This is a genomic window from Acinetobacter sp. 24-47-47, from assembly GCF_057737035.1.
In genome coordinates, this window is the sequence record NZ_CM173216.1 from 2,233,738 (window position 1) to 2,251,950 (window position 18,213).

Below are 18,213 nucleotides of genomic sequence, written 5' to 3' on the forward strand. Positions count from 1 at the left end.
CTTGGTGATCAATGGAGACCCCAAATAAGATCTCAAATGTTAAATTCAGCTGTCGATATCGTGTCACATCTGACTTGATTACGACCATTTTGCTTTGCAAGATATAGTGCTTTATCCGCTGCACTATAAATCCTTTGCTTTACTTCGTCTGTGTATAGATGTGGTAAATTTTGTGACATCGCCACGCCAAAGCTTGCGGTCACTTGAATAAAAGTCGCTGGGCTAATCTCAATTTTTTCACTTTCGATCGTTCGACGGCAGCGTTCTGCGATGTTTAATGTTTCGTCGATATCACCATCTGTCAGTACTAGAACAAACTCTTCACCACCGAGTCGTCCCACTATATCCTCTTCTCGTGTTTGCTGTTTTAAAATGAGAGCAATACGTTTAAGTACAAGATCACCAACATCATGACCATAATTGTCATTAATCTGCTTGAAGAAATCGAGATCTAAGATGATGAAAGCAAAGCTTCGATTTTGTTGAATTAACTTACTAATAAACTGATTGATGTAACGACGGTTATAGAGGTTGGTTAACGCATCTTTCTGACTTAGTACTTCAATCTTACGCTCACGTCGTCTCCACTGCGACAAGATCAACTCAAAAAATACTGCTGAGCACAACAGTATGGGTAAATATAGTACCGCCATACTTTTCAGCCAAAAAGGATTGGCATACAAATTAGATTGATTCAGTGCATCACTAAACAATGGTGCATAAGTCAGTTGACCATTGGCCGTCAGTACTGCCAACCACACGATAATACAAGCAATAATAAAAGAGACGCTATAAATGATGCGCTGTTCATATAACACAAAACCAATTAATACAATATTGACCGTTCCCGCCATCACCGCAGGACTATAAATCCCAACCGTGTATCCCGAAAAAATGACAAGCAATCCATAAAATAAGGGAATTAAATAGCCCAAAATTCGGCGAGCAGTAGCATTTTTTCGAAGCATTAAAGCGATTATCAGAAAACACGTGGTCAAAATCACTTGTAAACATGTGGTCAATGTCCGATGAGGATAATATTCTGAATCTAACCAAATTTGATATTCTGAATGGAAAGTTAGGTAGTACCACAACCAATGACCGATGAGCATCAACAGCCCAAATATAAGTAACAGAATCCCTTTATTAAAGTTGGACCAGTTCATAATAGAACGATCAGATTCTAACAAGACATATTTGATAGCTTGCAATAAACTGCGCTGTTGTTGTACTTCATTCTCTCGAGTCATCATCTAATTGTATTATCAAATATTCATATTTATTTTATTAAAATTTGGATGTATTCAGCGATCATGTCAATGCGCTTTAAGCATTAAAAAGACTGCTTTATCGTTCAGATCAATTTATGGTATGAATTTGATGATCACTGTCCAAAACAGAAGCATTGCTATAAAAAAAACCTAAACGTATGTTTCTCTATAGTTAGTAGTACCAAAACCGAAATTTAATCATTCAACTAAGCTGACCGATATAACTGTACCTGATTTCGTCCGCTTTCTTTGGCAATATATAAAGCGTGATCTGCACAATGCGTAATGACGTCTTGATCAGATAACTCATGGGATAATGCTATACCAAAGCTTGCCGTCACATTTAACGAGGTTCCATCATCCAGCACAATCGGCTGCTGTGCAATTGCGTTACGGCAACGTTCTGCAATATCAACCGCTTGATCACGACTGAGATTGTCCAGAATTAATATAAATTCTTCACCGCCATAACGTCCAACCGTATCACCAATACGAACATGATATTCCAAACGCGTCGCCACCTGTTTCAGGACTTCATCTCCTGCTGCATGACCATATTGATCATTAATTTGTTTAAAATGATCCAAATCCAATAAGATCACAGCATAATCAGCACGATCCTGCTGAAAATGTGATAACACTTCATTGATTTGACGACGGTTATAAACGTTCGTTAGTGCATCAAATTTACTGCTGGTTTCGAATTGTTTTTCACGACTGCGCCATTGGGTGAGTAAAATCTCAAAGAATAAAACACTCATAAGTAAAATGGGCACGTAGAGCTGTACCATGCTCATGACCCAAAAATCATTTTGGTAAACGATACTTTTATTCAACTCATCACTAAACATAGGTGCATAACGAATTCGATCGATATGCGTCAAGTAACACGTTAATAACGTGTATATCGTAATTGGAATTGCAATCCCATAAATAATTTTACGGCTATAAAATACCAACCCGACCAATACAATACTAATGAACCCTGCCATTGTTGCAGGACTATAAATTCCAATCGAATACCCTGAATAAATCATGGTCATTCCAAAGAAACTAGGGGCAAAATAAGCAATGAAGGTTTGAAACTTAGCGATATGCTGAAACTTGAAACAACTCCAAAACAGGACAAGATAAATCACGGAGGTCACCAACAATTGGGTAACACGTAATTCAAAATAGTCAGGATTTAACCACTGTGCTTTTTCAGGGGTATAAAAAGCCACAATTAACCAGCGAGCGACCTCAAGTTGGCTTAGAATTCCAAAAAAGAGGATAAGCCGTCCCTTTTTAAAATCACTCCAATTGATCAGCATATTTTGAGGATCAAGGATGTACGTATTGGCCATACGATACAATCGCTTAATCATATGTTGAATCTTCCTGATTAACTTCATTCTGTCCTTTTATCTTTTATATTGTCTTTTTAAGCAGCGTGAACTCGCTCTACAAACAAGATCCCATCAAGATGGTCAATTTCGTGTTGAATAATTCGTGCAGGGAATCCTGAAAAAGTCTCAGTAATTTCCTGTCCTTGCATATTACGATAACGGACACGGATTGATGAAGCTCGAGCTACTTCCGCACGTCGATTCTCTACACTTAAACATCCCTCTTCTCCTAAAACAACATGATCAGAACGCTCCAATATTTCAGGATTAATCATGTAAATAGGCTCCATCTCAGGCGCATCGGGATACCGTATATTGGGTTTTGAAGCGACGATAATAATCCTTTTAGAGACATAAACTTGTGGTGCAGCAATACCGACACCATTGCGCTGTTGCATCGTAAAATTCATTGCTTCAACCAGATGCGTTAACCAGCTACTACTAAACTCAAGTTCACTTACCGGCGATGCAACCAATTCAAGGATCACTTCACCTTTTTGAGCAACGGGTAGTATCGTCATAATACGTTCATCTCAATTATGATAAGAATTTGATCTTCATAATTTTTTAAATTTTAAATCAAATATTTGATTAATAGTCAACCAATCTTAAAGCATTTCAAGATGAAGTAAAACTGATTTAAATGACGAATTTGTGACCTGATAATTTTACGGCTCAAGTTTCACTTTTTTGTATGACATCAGCATCCTGAAGTTCGTGGTAGTGTCTAACCTGATTACGACCACGTTTTTTTGCTAGATATAATGCTTGATCTGCATGACGAATCACCGCTTCTTTATTTAAATTAAATTCAGAAATGGCTATACCAAAGCTTGCTGTCACTCTGATTGTCGTACGTTCATCGATATAAAAGAGCTCATTTTCAATTTCTTTGCGACACCGCTCAGCGACCTCCATCGCAGCTCTGAGGTTTTTATTCTGCAACAGCATCACAAACTCTTCACCACCAAATCGCCCGACAATATCTGTATCACGTATATTTTGACGTAGTACATTGGCAACACGCTTTAAGACGTTGTCTCCGATATCATGACCATAGTTATCATTAATACTCTTAAAATGATCAAGATCTAACAGAATGAGAGCAAATTTTCGTTCTTGTAATTGAATTTCATTGAGTTCTAAACCTATTTTTCGACGGTTATAAATCCCCGTAAGCGGGTCCATTTGACTCATTAAATTAATTTGTTTTTCTCGATTTCTCCATTGCGTCAACAAAATCTCAAACAATACAAAAGTCGCAAAAAAAATAGGCACGTAAAAATAAAGTTGTGAATAAACCCAGAATTCATTAAATACCATGACTGAATAATTGAGCTGATCACTAAAGACCGGTGCGTAGGTCATATAACCCAATGCACTACTGACAATTGCAATGAGCATATATACAGTGACTGGTAAAAAAAGCAGATATACAATCTTGCGTTCAAATAAAACCAGACCAACTGTTAAAATACTGATAAATCCCGCAACGGTAGCAGGACTACTGATACCAACCGAATAGCCACCATAAATAAAGCTTACGGAAAATACCAAAATAATAAAGTAAGGTAAATATTGTATCACCCATTCTTTATGACGCCATATGACACAAGGAATAATCAGTAAGAACTGTAATACACAGCACAGCAACATCCGTGATAGGTGAAAATAATAATAATCAGGATTGAGCCAATGATGTAATGCAGGATGATGAAATGAAAATAAATACCATGTAATCCAGGTGATATGTGCAAGCCCGCCCAATACCATGACCAGAATACATTTATTTAAGTTACTCCAATTCATCAACACACTTTGATTCATAAATGAATGAAGTGTATAGGGGCGAAAAATTCGATTGAATAGTCTTAACATAATGAACTAACTCAATTGAAACAGCTCATCAAAATAAACTATATTTTCATTTAACTCTGTAATCATTAAATCTATTTCACCCCTACAAAATATAGTGAATAAAATCACATATTTTTTATTATAATTGCACTTATTATCACAATCTAACCTTAAGATTAGGATTTATCAAGGTTTTTTTACCATTTATTCTATTTTTTTTTTAAAGCTTTTTTTGCTTAAATCCAGCTAAGGATACGCTCAAGCATTTTAATTTGACTCAGCTAAAAATTGCTAAACACACTCCTAACTCTTAGAGATCGAGTTCTCGATAAATAACTTTAATTTCTTGTGCAATGTGAATACTAACTTGATGATGCAAATATTGAATCAAAATATCAAATTGCTCTGCACCATCGTCTAATCCAGTACAAAAATATTCAGTATGAGGAGGAAGCGTTTTTAACCACTGACTTTGATAAAAATCGGCAACGGATTCAAAGTTAAGATAACGATGAGGATGCTGTTGTAATGATTTTACAAATTGCAGAAATCGAGCTTCCCAAAAGTGGATAATCATACATTTAAAGTCTACTGGTTAAATTCAATTTCATTGTTACGTCGATCTGCTTTATTTTGCAGATCGAATCATTCAAATCAATGTCCAAGGATGTAAATTTTTCAGAGTGAGTAGACGGTTTGCTGTTGAACTTGATATTTTTTCTTCCACTGAAGATAACCTAATAAGGCTAAAACAATAAATGCGCCATAAAGACCAGCCGTCAAGTATAGATCTTTATACATAAACATCATCACATAGATGATATCCACCACGATCCAAGCAGGCCAAATTTCCAAATATCGTTTTGACGTCCAATATGTAATGAGCAGACTTAAACTTGCCAATTGAGCATCTAAATAAGGAATGGAAGCATCCGTAAAATAATCCAGACCTAAACCAAAAATAAATCCTGCCAACATTGTAAAAAACACATGTTTGATAATTCTCAACCCTTGAATACGATTGATGGCAAGTTGCTCTTGTTGTTTAAACTGAGCTTTCCATATCCACCAACCATACAGTCCTAAACCGATAAACACGCATTGCAATATCGTTTCACCATAGAGTTGATAGTCATAAAATAACTTTGCATATAAGCCATAAGCCACGAGATTCACAGGCCAACACCATATATTACGACGAATCGTGAGGGTTACACCCAATACACTCATCAATACTGAAATAATTTCTAAAAGGCTCATACACTACTTAAAATGATCGTGGTTTATTCAATACGTCTATCCTAACGTATATTGAATGGCACCATACATGATTCTTAACAAACACCACTTAGCGATGTTCAATTTGAACTGCACAGTTTTGACCTAACCATTAAACTCCTCTAAAAATAGAATGTCCTCAATGGAAAATAATAATGATGAATACAACTCAAACGACCAGAATAACCATTGAAATTCGCAATCATCTGATGTTGATTGGTTTAAACCGTGCTGCGAAGCGCAATGCATTCGACAGTCATATGATTGATGAACTTTCACAAGCACTTACCACCTATGAAGACCAGTCCGATTTACGCTGTGCTGTGATTTATGCACATGGAGAGCACTTCACGGCAGGATTAGATCTGCTTGAGCTTCAGCCGCGTATGTCAGATGGTATATTTTCGGAAGATATGAATCTGATTAACCCATGGGGCACGACTGGTCGTAAACGAAAAAAACCAGTCGTTGTCGCTGTGAAGGGGTATTGTTTTACTGCTGGAATAGAATTGATGTTGAATGCCGATATCTGTATTGCCCATCAAAATACCCAATTTACTCAACTTGAAGTGCAACGTGGCATCCTCCCCTTTGGCGGAGCAACTTCACGCTTCGTTAAAACTGCAGGTTGGTCTAATGCAATGCGCTACTTATTGACGGGGGATTTTTTTGATGCTGCAACTGCATATCGACTTCATTTAATTACCGAAGTAACAGAACAAGATCCGCTTGACCGTGCCATTGAACTCGCCGAATCCATCGCTTCAGCTGCTCCACTCGCTGTTCAGGCCACATTGACGGCTGCTCATGAAGCAATTTCACATGATGAACAGTACGCTTTTAATCAGTTAAAGACTCATCTTCTTCCACTAATACAATCTGAAGATGCAGTCGAAGGTATGCGAGCAATGAGCGAAAAACGTCAACCTCGCTTTAAAGGTCAATAGTTCAATATCGGGAAATATAGACATGCAAGCTATTCCAAATGTGAACCAGATGCCAAGAAGCATCAATAAAACTCAAGTTCAGTTTCCTGCCTTAGATAACTATATGCTCACCGGCACTCGCTACCTATCATCTGGTGTGAAGACTGTTGCACGTATTATTGTGGCTTCAGCGACAGCGGTTCCCCAACCTTTTTATCGCAGATTTGCAGAGTATGCTGCAGAACGTGGTTTTGAAGTGCTAACCTTTGATTATCGTGGTGTGGGGGCATCATCTCCAGCACAACTCAAAGGTTTTAAAATGAGTTATTTGGATTGGGGGAAACTTGATCTCGCTGGTGCCATTGAATACTTTTCTAGCGATACTTTCCCCTTATTTGTGACTGCACACTCTTATGGTGGTCAAGCCTTGGGACTTACCCCTAATCATCATCGAGTCAGTGCCATGTGTTGCTACGGTACAGGTGCAGGTTGGGCAGGATATATGCCGTTCAAAGAAAGATTCAAAGTATCCGTGATGTGGAGTATTGTGTTTCCACCCATTGTCGCAGTCACAGGTTATTTACCTTGGAGTAAATTCAATATGGGCTCTGATCTGCCTTTAGGGGTATATCAACAGTGGCGTCGTTGGTGCAAAAATCCGTTATATTTTTTCGCTGACCCCGAGCAACAAGATTTAAAAGCACAATATGCAAGTGTTAAAACCAAAATTTATGCTGTTTCAGCATTAGATGATGATTGGGCTCTCCCAAATTCGAGGCAAGCCTTTATGCAACATTATCGTTCTGCTGATATGCGCTACATTGATATCACAGCCAAACAGTATCAAATGCCTGCAATTGGACACATGGGATATTTCAAAAAAGGCGCAGAAAAAATTTGGGATGACATGCTCCAAAATTATCTCAATTTAGTTAATGATTAAATTCTAAATTACTGAATGAAGTCAGATTGATGCTCTACCCCTTGTGCGTCAGTATGTCGATACATGATGCCATATTGACTCACATAGTATTCAAGAGATTGATTGCGATATTCCCATAAAATCGACCACTCACCTAAATCAAATTGATTGATCTGACATAAAGTTCGTGATGGCATCTTGTTCAAAAACTCATATTGAATTTGCTGAGCAAACTTGATATCACGATGATTTACACGTTTCTCAAACAGTAATTTAGCAACCTCATCAAACATACGAATATCTTCGATAGAATCCGTATCATACACCAAGCGCGCCGGCTGGCTGAGATCAGTAGGCTTGAGGAGTTTTGTTAAATCAAAGTGCCTCTGCGTATTCCCCATAATCAATTTAGGTTGTAATAATAGTCGCCATACGGCATAGCAACTGACCAAAGCAAAACACACCACGATTAGCATCATATTTTTTACTCATTCCGATGATTATTCATTGAATCGTTCATTACAGAAATGATTATTTCTTTATTTTTATTGTTAATTTTCTTGGTGTTATTAAGTTTTAACTTTTAAAATATTAACTTAAAAACCAGTAGAGGGATGGCACGAAACGTAACAACTCATTTCAAAATCCACATGTTATGTAAACCGTGTAAATCTAGGTAATTTTATTCAATTAATATGACTTAAAAGTACGTTGAAAGATTCTCATTAAAATAGGGTTTAAAATCTTAGTGTTCTAAATCATTACGACATTTTTTGTCGTTTAACTTGATACGCATCTACACTATTCTTTTCTCAAATTTTATAATTTAACCATGAACTATTCCCGTAAACGCAAACCCATTACCAGTGCATGGCCAGTTGAGCATGATTGCTTCCTCATTGAAAACAGTCATCTTCAACTCGAAGCATTGCAACAGACGCTTCCTTATTCTGCTCAAGAAATTCAAGATCGCCAAGAAATCTTGGGGCTCACGAGACGTCGTCGTCAAATGAAAAAATTAGGTCAATTTTAATTTTCTAATGAAGCTAAAAATAAAATCCCAATAATCCATCAAGTTTAAGTATTTTTTGTTTAATAAATTAACCCCTCGTGCCCTCTCTGACAATGAATCAATTTCGCCATATTCTTGGATGGTGATTTGCCATCATTTTTGCTCAAAAATAATTATTATTTAAATGCTCTCTCAAAAATGGATCCAAAATATTTAGTTTTAAAGATTATTATTGACTTTTTATCTAAAAAATAGAATTATTGGATCCAATTGATAAGGAGATCAACTCATGTTTGTAAAAAATGCTTGGTATGTGGCGGCACGACCTGAAGAAGTACAAGATAAGCCTCTAGGAAGACAAATTTGCGGTGAAAAAATGGTTTTTTATCGTGGAAAAGAAAACCAAATACATGCCGTTGAAGATTTTTGCCCACATCGCGGTGCACCTTTGTCATTAGGCTTTGTTGAAGATGGTCAACTGGTCTGTGGTTATCATGGGTTAGTGATGGGATGTGACGGCAAAACGGTTTCAATGCCTGGGCAACGTGTACGTGGCTTTCCTTGCAATAAAAGCTATCGCGCAATTGAAAAATTTGGCTTTATTTGGGTATGGCCAGGAGACCAATCGCTTGCAAGTGAAGATCAACTCCCAACTTTAGAGTGGGCTGAAAATCCAGAATGGGCCTATGGTGGTGGACTATTCCACATCAACTGTGATTACCGCTTGATGATTGATAACTTAATGGATCTCACCCATGAAACATATGTTCATGCAAACAGCATTGGTCAAAAAGAAATCGATGAAGCTGCACCAACCACTCGTGTTGATGGTGACCACGTTGTGACTGAACGTCATATGGAAAACATTTATGCACCTCCATTTTGGCAAATGGCTCTAAAAGGTAATAATCTCGCTGCAGATGTCCTAGTAGACCGTTGGCAAATTTGTCACTTTCATGCACCTAGCAATGTTCATATTGAAGTTGGTGTTGCCCACGCAGGCCATGGTGGTTACAACGCACCGGAAAATAAAAAAGTGTCTTCAATCGTTGTAGATTTTATTACCCCCGAAACGGAAACGTCTCACTGGTATTTCTGGGGAATGGCTCGACACTTCCAACCCGACAACATCGAATTAACTAACCAAATTCGTGAGGGACAGGGCAAAATTTTCTCGGAAGATTTAGATATGCTTGAACAACAGCAACAGAATTTATTGAGACATCCTGATCGTAAATTGCTGATGCTGAATATTGATGCAGGCGGTGTTCAATCTCGAAAAGTAATAGACCGCTTGATCAGCATAGAGCAAACGAATGATGAGCAGAAAATTACAACTTTGAATGTTGTTTAAAGTAAACCCACATTTTATCAGTTTTTCATTTTACCAAGGAGCGATACTCACATGGATGTGACTATTCAGAAGATTTATCGTCATAATGAACACATTTTATCTTTCGAACTGGTAAACACCCATGGTGAATTATTACCAGCTTTTCAAGCCGGTGCACATATTGATGTGCACTTAGGTAATCAATTAATTAGACAGTATTCTTTGGCAAATTGTAGTTCAGAGCAGCACCGTTACGTCATTGGTGTCCTGAATGATCCTTTATCACGTGGTGGTTCTAAATTTATTCATGAACAACTTCGTGAGGGTCAGCAGCTCAAGATTAGTGAACCACGAAATTTGTTTGCCTTGGTTCCTGAGACAGAATATGCATATTTGTGTGCAGGTGGAATCGGTATCACTCCTATCTTAGCAATGGCTAAAGAGCTTAAACGCAATAATCAGTCCTTCCAATTACTGTATTTTGTGAAAACGAGAGCTTCTATTGCATTCCAACAAGATTTAGAGGCTCTAGGAGATTCCGTCCACATCCATATTGATGATGAACCTGAAACACATATTCTTTTGAATACGGTCTTTGCCTCTCCTCATATCGATCATCATATTTATGTATGTGGCCCAGATGGTTTTATGAACTATGTGATCCATACCGCAGATACGCTCTCTTGGCCTAGTCATCAAGTACATAAAGAGCATTTCAGCGCACAAGCTATTGATACCAGTCAAGATGGCAGTTTTGAAATTGAGATTTTAAAAACAGGGCAACGTATTCATGTCGCAGCTGATCAATCTGCAGCACAAGCTTTAGAACATGCTGGAATCTGTATCCCTTTATCTTGTGAACAAGGTATTTGTGGCACTTGCTTAGTAAATGTAGTTGAAGGTGAAATTGATCACAGAGATATGTATTTAACTGAAGAGGAACAAGCTGCAAATGATCAATTCACACCTTGTTGCTCAAGAGCCAAATCTCAACGAATTATCATTGATGTTTAATTTGGATCGATAGATTTTCAAGTGTAGCCCTTCATTAATTGAAGGGTTTTTTATATAGACCCATCTGTGTGAAATATTGAACGCATAGTCTCCCCTAAAGTAACCACATGACTATGCTCACGCATTAAACTTTCAGCGCGTGCTGAGTCTTGTTGCTTTAATGCATTGAATATTGAGCAGTGTTGGATATGCGCATATTGCAAACGACGAATTTCAGACAGCGCATTATTTTTATCATAAGTCAGTGCTTGTGCAGATGCCATAGGTAACTGATTGTTTTTACTAAGTGCTTGCACAATTGCAATATTATCCGAGCCTTGAATAATAGTATTGTGAAAAATAGTGTTGTAATGATGGTAGGTTTCTAAATCATCGCTTGTTAGTTCTAGTTTATTGAATATGGAATCAATTTGGGTAATACAATTCAAAAGTGTTTGATGTTGATCTATCGTCATGCCTTTTTCAGCAAGCGTTTTTGCAGCTAGACCTTCTAAAACGCCACGTACATGCAACGCATCATGAACTAATTTGGATGAAATTTCTCGAACAGTATAGCCTCGAGTTGGATTTTTAACGAGTAAGCCTTCTTGCTCTAAAAGCCGAAAAGCCATTCGAATGGGTTGACGTGATACACCTAGCATTTCAGCAGTCGGAATTTCAGCCAAACGAGAACCTCCTGCAATCTCCCCAGAAATAATCATTTTGCGAAGTTCAATTAACACTTGCTGCCCTGAAGACATATAACTACTCAATATTTTTGATCATGATTGATCCTAACGAGTCAGATTTGGAATATCAATCTCTGTTGACTTAAAGGACTCTTTTAGGCCGGAAATTCACTATTCTATTTTTGATAACTGAGGTGATTATGAGTTCGTATCATCAATATTTATTTTTTGAAGATTGGTTGCCATTAACTCTAGATTGTTTCGAATTAAATAAGCTAAATGGATATCTACCCCATCTAACATTTTTTGTTCTATCTCATTAACAATGTTTCGACATTGTTCGAGTTTTTCAAATCCTTTAGGCGTTACATTAATTAAAATTCTTCGTCCATGTGAGGGATCTGAAGCTCTACTGATCCAATCCTGGTTTTGTAAATCTTGTAGAATTTTATTGGTAGATTGCGGTTTAATAAATGAACGTTCTGCAAGTTTTGCATTAGATAGATTGCCTTTCGCAGCGATAACTGACAATGCTGTAAACTGAGATAAGGTGATATCTAAGTCTTTTAAACGTTCAGTTAAAAGTTTACTCACAATACGATCAACCCTTGCAATTATATAGCTCAGTGTCGGAATCGAATGATTAACTTCTGACATTTTATATTCCTTAATAGATGAACAAAAGTATGACTACTGTCGTAATCATACTTTTAACATATGTTTAACGTGTAGTTATATTTAGAACAGCATCAGACTGCTCTGGACGTGGTTTGCGTACAAGCATTAATGCCGCAATAGCTGCAAATAAAATCAGTGGAATACTTGCACCAATGACCATTGCTGAACTAGAACCTAACGACAGTAGCATGCCAGCAAATAGGGGCCCTGCAAAAGATCCTATACGCCCTACTGCGACTGCAGCGCCTACACCCGTGCCACGCATTTCTGTTGGATAGAACATCGCTGCCAATCCGTAGAGCGCTGATTGGCCACCTACAATAAATAGACCACAACCCACAGCAGACAATACAAGTAAAGCAACAGTTGGTGAGATTGCAAGACAGCACAGTGATAACAAGATACCAATATATATAAATTTAATTACAGTACTCATGCGAATCTTATCAAGTAAAGTTCCCATGAGAATCGACCCGAAGATACCACCGATGTTGTAACCAATTTGAACATAGTTCGCTTCTGTTTTTCCTAAACCTTGTGCACCCATCAATAGTGGCAACCAGTTGAGTAAAAAATATAAAACAACTAACGTAAAGAAAAAACTGATCCAAATTTGAATCGTGGAAAAACGCCGTTCTTTTGCAAACAACACTTCAAAGAATGGAGTAGAAGTTTTATTCTTCGTCGCTGTTAAATAGTCTTTAGACTCTGGCAAATACTTCATTAGCAAAGGAATTAAAAGAATTGGAGCGAAGCCACCAATGTAGAAGATATGTCTCCATTGCGCATCACCAGCTAAACCCATTGCCACGAATGATGTCAACATTCCACCAAATGGAATACCGCTATACATAATACTGACTGCAATGCCTTTATGTTTCTCTGACACTGCCTCAGATGCCATGGTGATCATCATTGGTAAAGCACCACCCATCCCTAACCCAGTTAAGAAACGAATGATTAAAAGCAGTGTGTAATCAGAAGCATATGCCGTTAGAACTGACATCACTCCAAAAATTAAAATACTGGTCAATAGAACTGCCTTACGCCCAATTTTATCAGCGTAACGACCTCCTAATAATGCACCAGGTAAAGTACCCAAGATTGCCGCGCTAAACGCCCATGCCATTTGAGTATTATCTAAGCCAAACTCTGCTCGCATCCGTGGTGCTGCTACGCCCATTGATTGAAGATCGAAACCTTCAAATACAGCGATAGCGAAACACAGTACGAGTGTAAGCGTAGCTTTAGTCTTACTACTTACACTTTGTTCCATTTTTTATTGTCCCTTTTAGAGCTTTTAAAATACTTTTAAAAAAATACACATCCTATGTATTGCCTCCGTCCAGGCAACTCAAAAAATATCACCTAAACTTATAAAATAATCAATATTTTTTTTTAAATAAAATTCATTTAAAATATTATTTTATTAAATATCAATATATTATAAAAATTATATAAAAAATTCAAAAAAACACTTGTATGTAAGTTTAACTGATATTATCTTAATTTCATCAGGACATAAAACAAACACTAAGGAGCTTATCATGTCTTATCAAAATCGCTGGTCCACTGTAGATGTAAAAGTTGAAGCTGGCATTGCTTGGGTCACTTTAAATCGCCCAGAAAAGAAAAATGCGATGAGTCCAACCTTAAATAAAGAAATGATTGATGTACTTGAAACGCTTGAACTCGATCCAGAAGCAGGTGTTTTGGTACTCACTGGTGCTGGGGATTCTTGGACAGCAGGTATGGACTTGAAAGAGTACTTCCGTGAGGTTGACAGCCAGCCAGAAATTTTCCAAGAGCGAATTCGTCGTGATGCATCACGTTGGCAATGGCATTTACTTCGTTTTTATTCAAAACCAACGATTGCAATGGTAAACGGCTGGTGCTTCGGTGGTGGATTCTCACCACTAGTCGCATGTGATCTAGCCATTGCAGCAGATGAAGCTACATTTGGCTTGTCTGAAGTGAATTGGGGAATTCCTCCAGGTAACTTAGTGAGCAAAGCTATGGCTGATACAGTCGGTCATCGTGCTTCTATGTACTACATCATGACAGGCAAAACCTTCTCTGGTGTTGAAGCTGCAAATATGGGCTTAGTGAACAAGAGTGTTCCACTTGCTCAATTACGTGCAGAAGTAACTGAATTGGCAAATAATTTGCTTGAAAAGAATCCAGTTGTACTGCGTACTGCGAAGAATGGTTTTAAACGCTGTCGTGAGCTGACTTGGGAGCAAAACGAAGATTACTTATACGCCAAACTGGATCAATGCAACTACCGTGATGATGAAGGTGGTCGTGCACAAGGTATGAAGCAATTCTTGGATGACAAAACAATCAAACCAGGTCTTCAAACTTATAAACGTCCTGCTTAAGCAGAATCTACTTTATTCGTCATGATGGACATGTAAGGAAACATTCACCATGCAAAACGTACAGTTACTTATTCACGGCCAATCTGTTGCAGCAAGTTCAGGACAAACTTTTGAAAGAATCAGTCCAATTAATGGCTCAATCGCATCAACGAGTGCAGCAGCGACTTTAAGCGATGTTGATCGTGCAATTGAGTCAGCGCATGAAGCATTTAAAACTTGGTCTGCTCTATCACCAACAGACCGACGTTTAAAATTGCTTAAAGCTGCAGATTTGATGGATCAAAAAACTGAACAGTTTATTCAAACTGCAATACATGAAATAGGTTCAACTGCGACGTGGTATGGCTTTAATGTCCATCTTGCTGCCAATATGCTGAGAGAAGCGGCAGCCATGACTACACAAATTGATGGAAATATTATTCCATCAGATGTTCCTGGCAATATCGCTATGGGTGTTCGCGTTCCATGTGGTGTCATCGTTGGTATGGCGCCGTGGAATGCTCCTGTTATCTTAGCCACTCGTGCCTTAGCGATGCCTCTGGCTTGTGGGAATACAGTCGTACTTAAAGCATCTGAAGCTTGCCCTGCAACACATCGATTAATTGGGGAAGTACTTCATGAAGCAGGTATTGGCGATGGTGTTGTCAATGTCATTACTCATGCTTCGCAAGATGCTCCACAGATTGTAGAGCGTTTAATCAGTCATCCATTGACTAAAAGAATTAATTTTACAGGTTCAACGCATGTAGGACGAATAATTGCACAAACTGCAGCGAAATACCTCAAACCAGTGTTGCTGGAACTTGGTGGCAAAGCACCGGTCATTGTATTGGAGCAAGCGGACCTGGACGAAGCCGTTAATGCCATCAGTTTCGGCGCTTTTTTCAATCAGGGACAGATCTGTATGTCGACAGAGCGTGTTCTTGTGGATGAAAAAATTGCAGACCAATTCATCGAAAAATTGATCAATAAAGTTCAGAATATCAGAGCAGGAAATCCACTTGAGAGTCAAGAACCCCTAGGCGTTCTAGAAAGTTTAAAAGCTGCAACAAGAATCAAAAATTTAATTGAAGATGCACGTGAAAAAGGTGCATATTTACCACTAGGTTTAAGCATTGATGGTGCTATGATGCAACCTACTATCGTAGTTGACGTCACTAAAGATATGCAGATTTATGCCGAAGAGTCTTTTGGTCCTGTGTGCACCGTTCAACGTTTTAAAACTATTGATGAAGCAATCGATTTAGCAAATGACTCAGAATTTGGATTATCTGCAGCAGTTTTTAGTCAAGATTTATCCCTAGCTCTAGATGTTGCTAAACGTATCGAATCAGGTATTTGTCATATTAATGGTGCAACCGTTCATGATGAAGCGCAAATGCCTTTTGGTGGCGTGAAACAAAGTGGTTATGGACGATTTGGGAGTAAAGTCTCAGTTGCAGAGTTCACTGAGCTGCGTTGGATCACCATGCAAACCAAAACTCGTCACTACCCTATTTAACGAATATTTCAAAGAGTTGACATGAAGTCAGCTCTTTTCGTTGGAAAAGAATAGCTAAAAATACATGGAGTGAAAACAATGTCGAATATGACGGTTCATACGCATAAATATCCTGAGCGATTTGTTAAATTAGGCAGTCACGAGATTGAGTTTCAATCTAAAAATGGCACTTTGTATATTTCCCCAAAAGAACAACTTAAACCATACCCACAAAAAATTACTGACCGTTTAATTCAATATGCTCAAACACATCCCGATCGTGTATTCGCAGCAAAACGTGGTCACGATGATGAATGGATTAAGCTTACATACGCAGAAACATTAGATCAAGCATGGCGTATTGCACAGAGTTTGAAACAATATTCACATCTTTCAACTGAACGTCCTATTGTCATTCTATCTGGGAATGATCTAGAGCATCTTACTTTGTCAATGGGAGCAATGCTTGCAGGGATTCCATTCTCCGCAATTTCTCCTGCCTATTCACTTATTTCTAAAGATTTTGGCAAGCTCAAACATGTGTTTGATGTTCTAACACCAGGTTTGGTTTTTGCTAATGATGGTCAAGCTTTTGCTAAAGCGATTGAACATTGCTGCGATACAGATGATATTGTGATCGTTACGAATTCTGGAAAATTTGGTGAGAAAAATTGCCTTGCTTTCTCTTCATTCCTCTCCTCTGAAATTAGTGATATTAAAGATCATTATGAGACCATTGATGAACATCAAATAGCGAAATTTCTATTTACATCTGGCTCAACTAAAATGCCGAAAGCGGTACCTACAACGCATCTAATGCTATGTACCAATCAACAGATGCTGCTTCAGACCTTCCCTGAGTTTGAAGAGACCCCCCCAGTATTAGTTGATTGGTTAGCATGGCATCATACTTTTGGTGGCAGTCATAATGTAGGAATCGCATTATATAACGGCGGCACAATTTATATTGATGACGGCAAGCCAGTTCCAGGAAAGATGGAAGAAACCATCAGGAATCTTAAGGAAATTGCACCTACTGTGTATTTAAACGTTCCTAAAGGATGGGAAGAAATAACCGTAGCTCTTGAACGAGATGCTGAGTTACGCGAAAAATTTTTTAGTCGAGTTAAAATTTTGTTTTTTGCTGGTGCTGCACTATCAGAAGCTGGTTGGAACAGACTTGACCAAATCGCGCAGTCACACTGTGGAGAACGTATTCGTATCATGAGCGGTTTGGGGATGACTGAGACTGCACCATCATGTGTGTTTACAACTGGTCCCAAAGTAATGGCTGGGTTCATTGGATATCCAGCTCCAGGTTGTGAAGTGAAGTTAGTGCCTTATGGTGACAAACTTGAGTTTTGTGTTCGTGGTAAAAATGTCATGAAACATTACTGGCGTCTACCTATAGAACAACAAGCTGACATCTTTGATGATGAAGGCTTTTACCGCACCGGGGATGCTGTGAAGTTAGTGGATCCATCCGATCCAAGTCAAGGACTCATGTATGATGGCCGTATAGCTGAAGATTTTAAGTTAAATACAGGTACCTTTGTCAATGTTGGAACTTTACGCAATAAAGTTCTCATTACAGGTAATCGACTTATTCAAGATGTATGTATCACCGGTTCTAATTTAAGTGCGATTGGATTTTTAATATTTCCCAAAATTGCAGATTGCGCTGAGTATGCAGGATTAGATTTAAGTCTAGTGGATACTAAAGAGGTACTTCTACACCCTAAAGTTCAACAGTGGTTTAAGCAGTTTTTAATTGATTTCAACAAAGATGCGACAGGTAGTTCAAACACTGTTTCAATGCTTTACCTCATGATTGAACCTCCACTTCTTGATGCAGGAGAAACCACTGATAAAGGCAATCTCAATCAAAGTGGTATCTTGAAACGTCGCATAGCAATGGTGGAAGAGTTATACGAAAAAAACATTAATAATCCTCTCATTATTCGCATTCCAACCCTTAGAAATTAACTCAACTTTTTTATTCAGC

Annotated in this window: 18 protein-coding genes; 8 read left to right on the forward strand and 10 right to left on the reverse strand. The window is 38.1% G+C overall.

Annotated features, from left to right (window positions below):
- Positions 1–32: 32 nt before the first annotated feature.
- The 6 genes from AC1M9E_RS10430 to pnuC all read right to left on the reverse strand — a co-directional run bounded on the left by AC1M9E_RS10430 (position 33) and on the right by pnuC (position 5,776).
- Positions 33–1,250, reverse strand: coding sequence for a GGDEF domain-containing protein (locus tag AC1M9E_RS10430; protein ID WP_488224767.1), 1,218 nt, complete (start codon positions 1,248–1,250; stop codon positions 33–35).
- A gap of 227 nt (positions 1,251–1,477) precedes the next feature.
- Entirely contained in the window at positions 1,478–2,665 is a 1,188-nt protein-coding gene (locus tag AC1M9E_RS10435; RefSeq protein WP_488224768.1) for a GGDEF domain-containing protein, read from the reverse strand.
- A gap of 29 nt (positions 2,666–2,694) precedes the next feature.
- Positions 2,695–3,183 carry a peptide deformylase gene (gene def, locus AC1M9E_RS10440; RefSeq protein WP_481586554.1) on the reverse strand — a complete coding sequence of 163 codons (489 nt, stop codon included), beginning with the start codon at positions 3,181–3,183 and terminating at the stop codon, positions 2,695–2,697.
- A 151-nt stretch (positions 3,184–3,334) separates the two neighbouring features.
- Complete coding sequence (locus AC1M9E_RS10445; protein ID WP_488224769.1) at positions 3,335–4,468, reverse strand: GGDEF domain-containing protein; 1,134 nt, start codon at positions 4,466–4,468, stop codon at positions 3,335–3,337.
- A 358-nt stretch (positions 4,469–4,826) separates the two neighbouring features.
- The gene (locus AC1M9E_RS10450; protein WP_092766902.1) at positions 4,827–5,093 is read right to left on the reverse strand and encodes a hypothetical protein; all 267 of its coding nucleotides are present in this window, start codon (positions 5,091–5,093) and stop codon (positions 4,827–4,829) included.
- Positions 5,094–5,194: 101 nt separating this feature from the next.
- Positions 5,195–5,776: a nicotinamide riboside transporter PnuC gene (gene pnuC / locus AC1M9E_RS10455; protein WP_488224770.1), complete on the reverse strand. Its 582-nt coding sequence runs from the start codon at positions 5,774–5,776 to the stop codon at positions 5,195–5,197.
- Positions 5,777–5,949: 173 nt separating this feature from the next.
- Here pnuC and AC1M9E_RS10460 point away from each other — a divergent pair, with 173 nt between their 5' ends.
- Together AC1M9E_RS10460 and AC1M9E_RS10465 are read left to right on the forward strand one after the other, a co-directional pair.
- Positions 5,950–6,741: a crotonase/enoyl-CoA hydratase family protein gene (locus tag AC1M9E_RS10460; RefSeq protein WP_481588868.1), complete on the forward strand. Its 792-nt coding sequence runs from the start codon at positions 5,950–5,952 to the stop codon at positions 6,739–6,741.
- Positions 6,742–6,763: 22 nt separating this feature from the next.
- Positions 6,764–7,663, forward strand: a complete 900-nt coding sequence (locus AC1M9E_RS10465; RefSeq protein WP_488224771.1) for an alpha/beta hydrolase family protein — start codon at positions 6,764–6,766, stop codon at positions 7,661–7,663.
- An 8-nt stretch (positions 7,664–7,671) separates the two neighbouring features.
- On the opposite strand, the gene AC1M9E_RS10470 is transcribed toward AC1M9E_RS10465, so the two are convergent.
- Positions 7,672–8,121 carry a hypothetical protein gene (locus AC1M9E_RS10470; protein ID WP_481607519.1) on the reverse strand — a complete coding sequence of 150 codons (450 nt, stop codon included), beginning with the start codon at positions 8,119–8,121 and terminating at the stop codon, positions 7,672–7,674.
- 353 nt (positions 8,122–8,474) lie between these two features.
- Here AC1M9E_RS10470 and AC1M9E_RS10475 point away from each other — a divergent pair, with 353 nt between their 5' ends.
- The 3 genes from AC1M9E_RS10475 (at position 8,475) to AC1M9E_RS10485 (ending at position 11,001) form a co-directional block, all read left to right on the forward strand.
- Positions 8,475–8,675, forward strand: a complete 201-nt coding sequence (locus tag AC1M9E_RS10475; RefSeq protein WP_035269110.1) for a hypothetical protein — start codon at positions 8,475–8,477, stop codon at positions 8,673–8,675.
- Positions 8,676–8,943: 268 nt separating this feature from the next.
- Positions 8,944–10,008 carry an aromatic ring-hydroxylating dioxygenase subunit alpha gene (locus AC1M9E_RS10480; RefSeq protein ID WP_481607518.1) on the forward strand — a complete coding sequence of 355 codons (1,065 nt, stop codon included), beginning with the start codon at positions 8,944–8,946 and terminating at the stop codon, positions 10,006–10,008.
- Positions 10,009–10,059: 51 nt separating this feature from the next.
- Positions 10,060–11,001 (forward strand): PDR/VanB family oxidoreductase, encoded by a 942-nt coding sequence (locus AC1M9E_RS10485; protein ID WP_180028002.1) that lies wholly within the window; start codon positions 10,060–10,062, stop codon positions 10,999–11,001.
- Between the two features lie 50 nt (positions 11,002–11,051).
- On the opposite strand, the gene AC1M9E_RS10490 is transcribed toward AC1M9E_RS10485, so the two are convergent.
- The 3 genes from AC1M9E_RS10490 to mhpT all read right to left on the reverse strand — a co-directional run bounded on the left by AC1M9E_RS10490 (position 11,052) and on the right by mhpT (position 13,623).
- A complete protein-coding gene (locus tag AC1M9E_RS10490; protein ID WP_481607517.1) occupies positions 11,052–11,741 on the reverse strand; it encodes a GntR family transcriptional regulator in 690 nt (229 codons plus the stop codon).
- 126 nt (positions 11,742–11,867) lie between these two features.
- A complete protein-coding gene (locus tag AC1M9E_RS10495; RefSeq protein WP_092766907.1) occupies positions 11,868–12,326 on the reverse strand; it encodes a MarR family winged helix-turn-helix transcriptional regulator in 459 nt (152 codons plus the stop codon).
- Positions 12,327–12,390: 64 nt separating this feature from the next.
- Positions 12,391–13,623, reverse strand: coding sequence for a 3-(3-hydroxy-phenyl)propionate transporter MhpT (gene mhpT, locus AC1M9E_RS10500; RefSeq protein WP_481590589.1), 1,233 nt, complete (start codon positions 13,621–13,623; stop codon positions 12,391–12,393).
- Between the two features lie 271 nt (positions 13,624–13,894).
- Here mhpT and AC1M9E_RS10505 point away from each other — a divergent pair, with 271 nt between their 5' ends.
- The 3 genes from AC1M9E_RS10505 (at position 13,895) to AC1M9E_RS10515 (ending at position 18,194) form a co-directional block, all read left to right on the forward strand.
- The gene (locus AC1M9E_RS10505; RefSeq protein ID WP_035270071.1) at positions 13,895–14,728 is read left to right on the forward strand and encodes a p-hydroxycinnamoyl CoA hydratase/lyase; all 834 of its coding nucleotides are present in this window, start codon (positions 13,895–13,897) and stop codon (positions 14,726–14,728) included.
- A gap of 49 nt (positions 14,729–14,777) precedes the next feature.
- Entirely contained in the window at positions 14,778–16,229 is a 1,452-nt protein-coding gene (locus tag AC1M9E_RS10510; protein ID WP_488224772.1) for an aldehyde dehydrogenase, read from the forward strand.
- A gap of 87 nt (positions 16,230–16,316) precedes the next feature.
- Positions 16,317–18,194, forward strand: coding sequence for a feruloyl-CoA synthase (locus AC1M9E_RS10515; protein WP_488225209.1), 1,878 nt, complete (start codon positions 16,317–16,319; stop codon positions 18,192–18,194).
- Positions 18,195–18,213 lie beyond the last annotated feature (19 nt).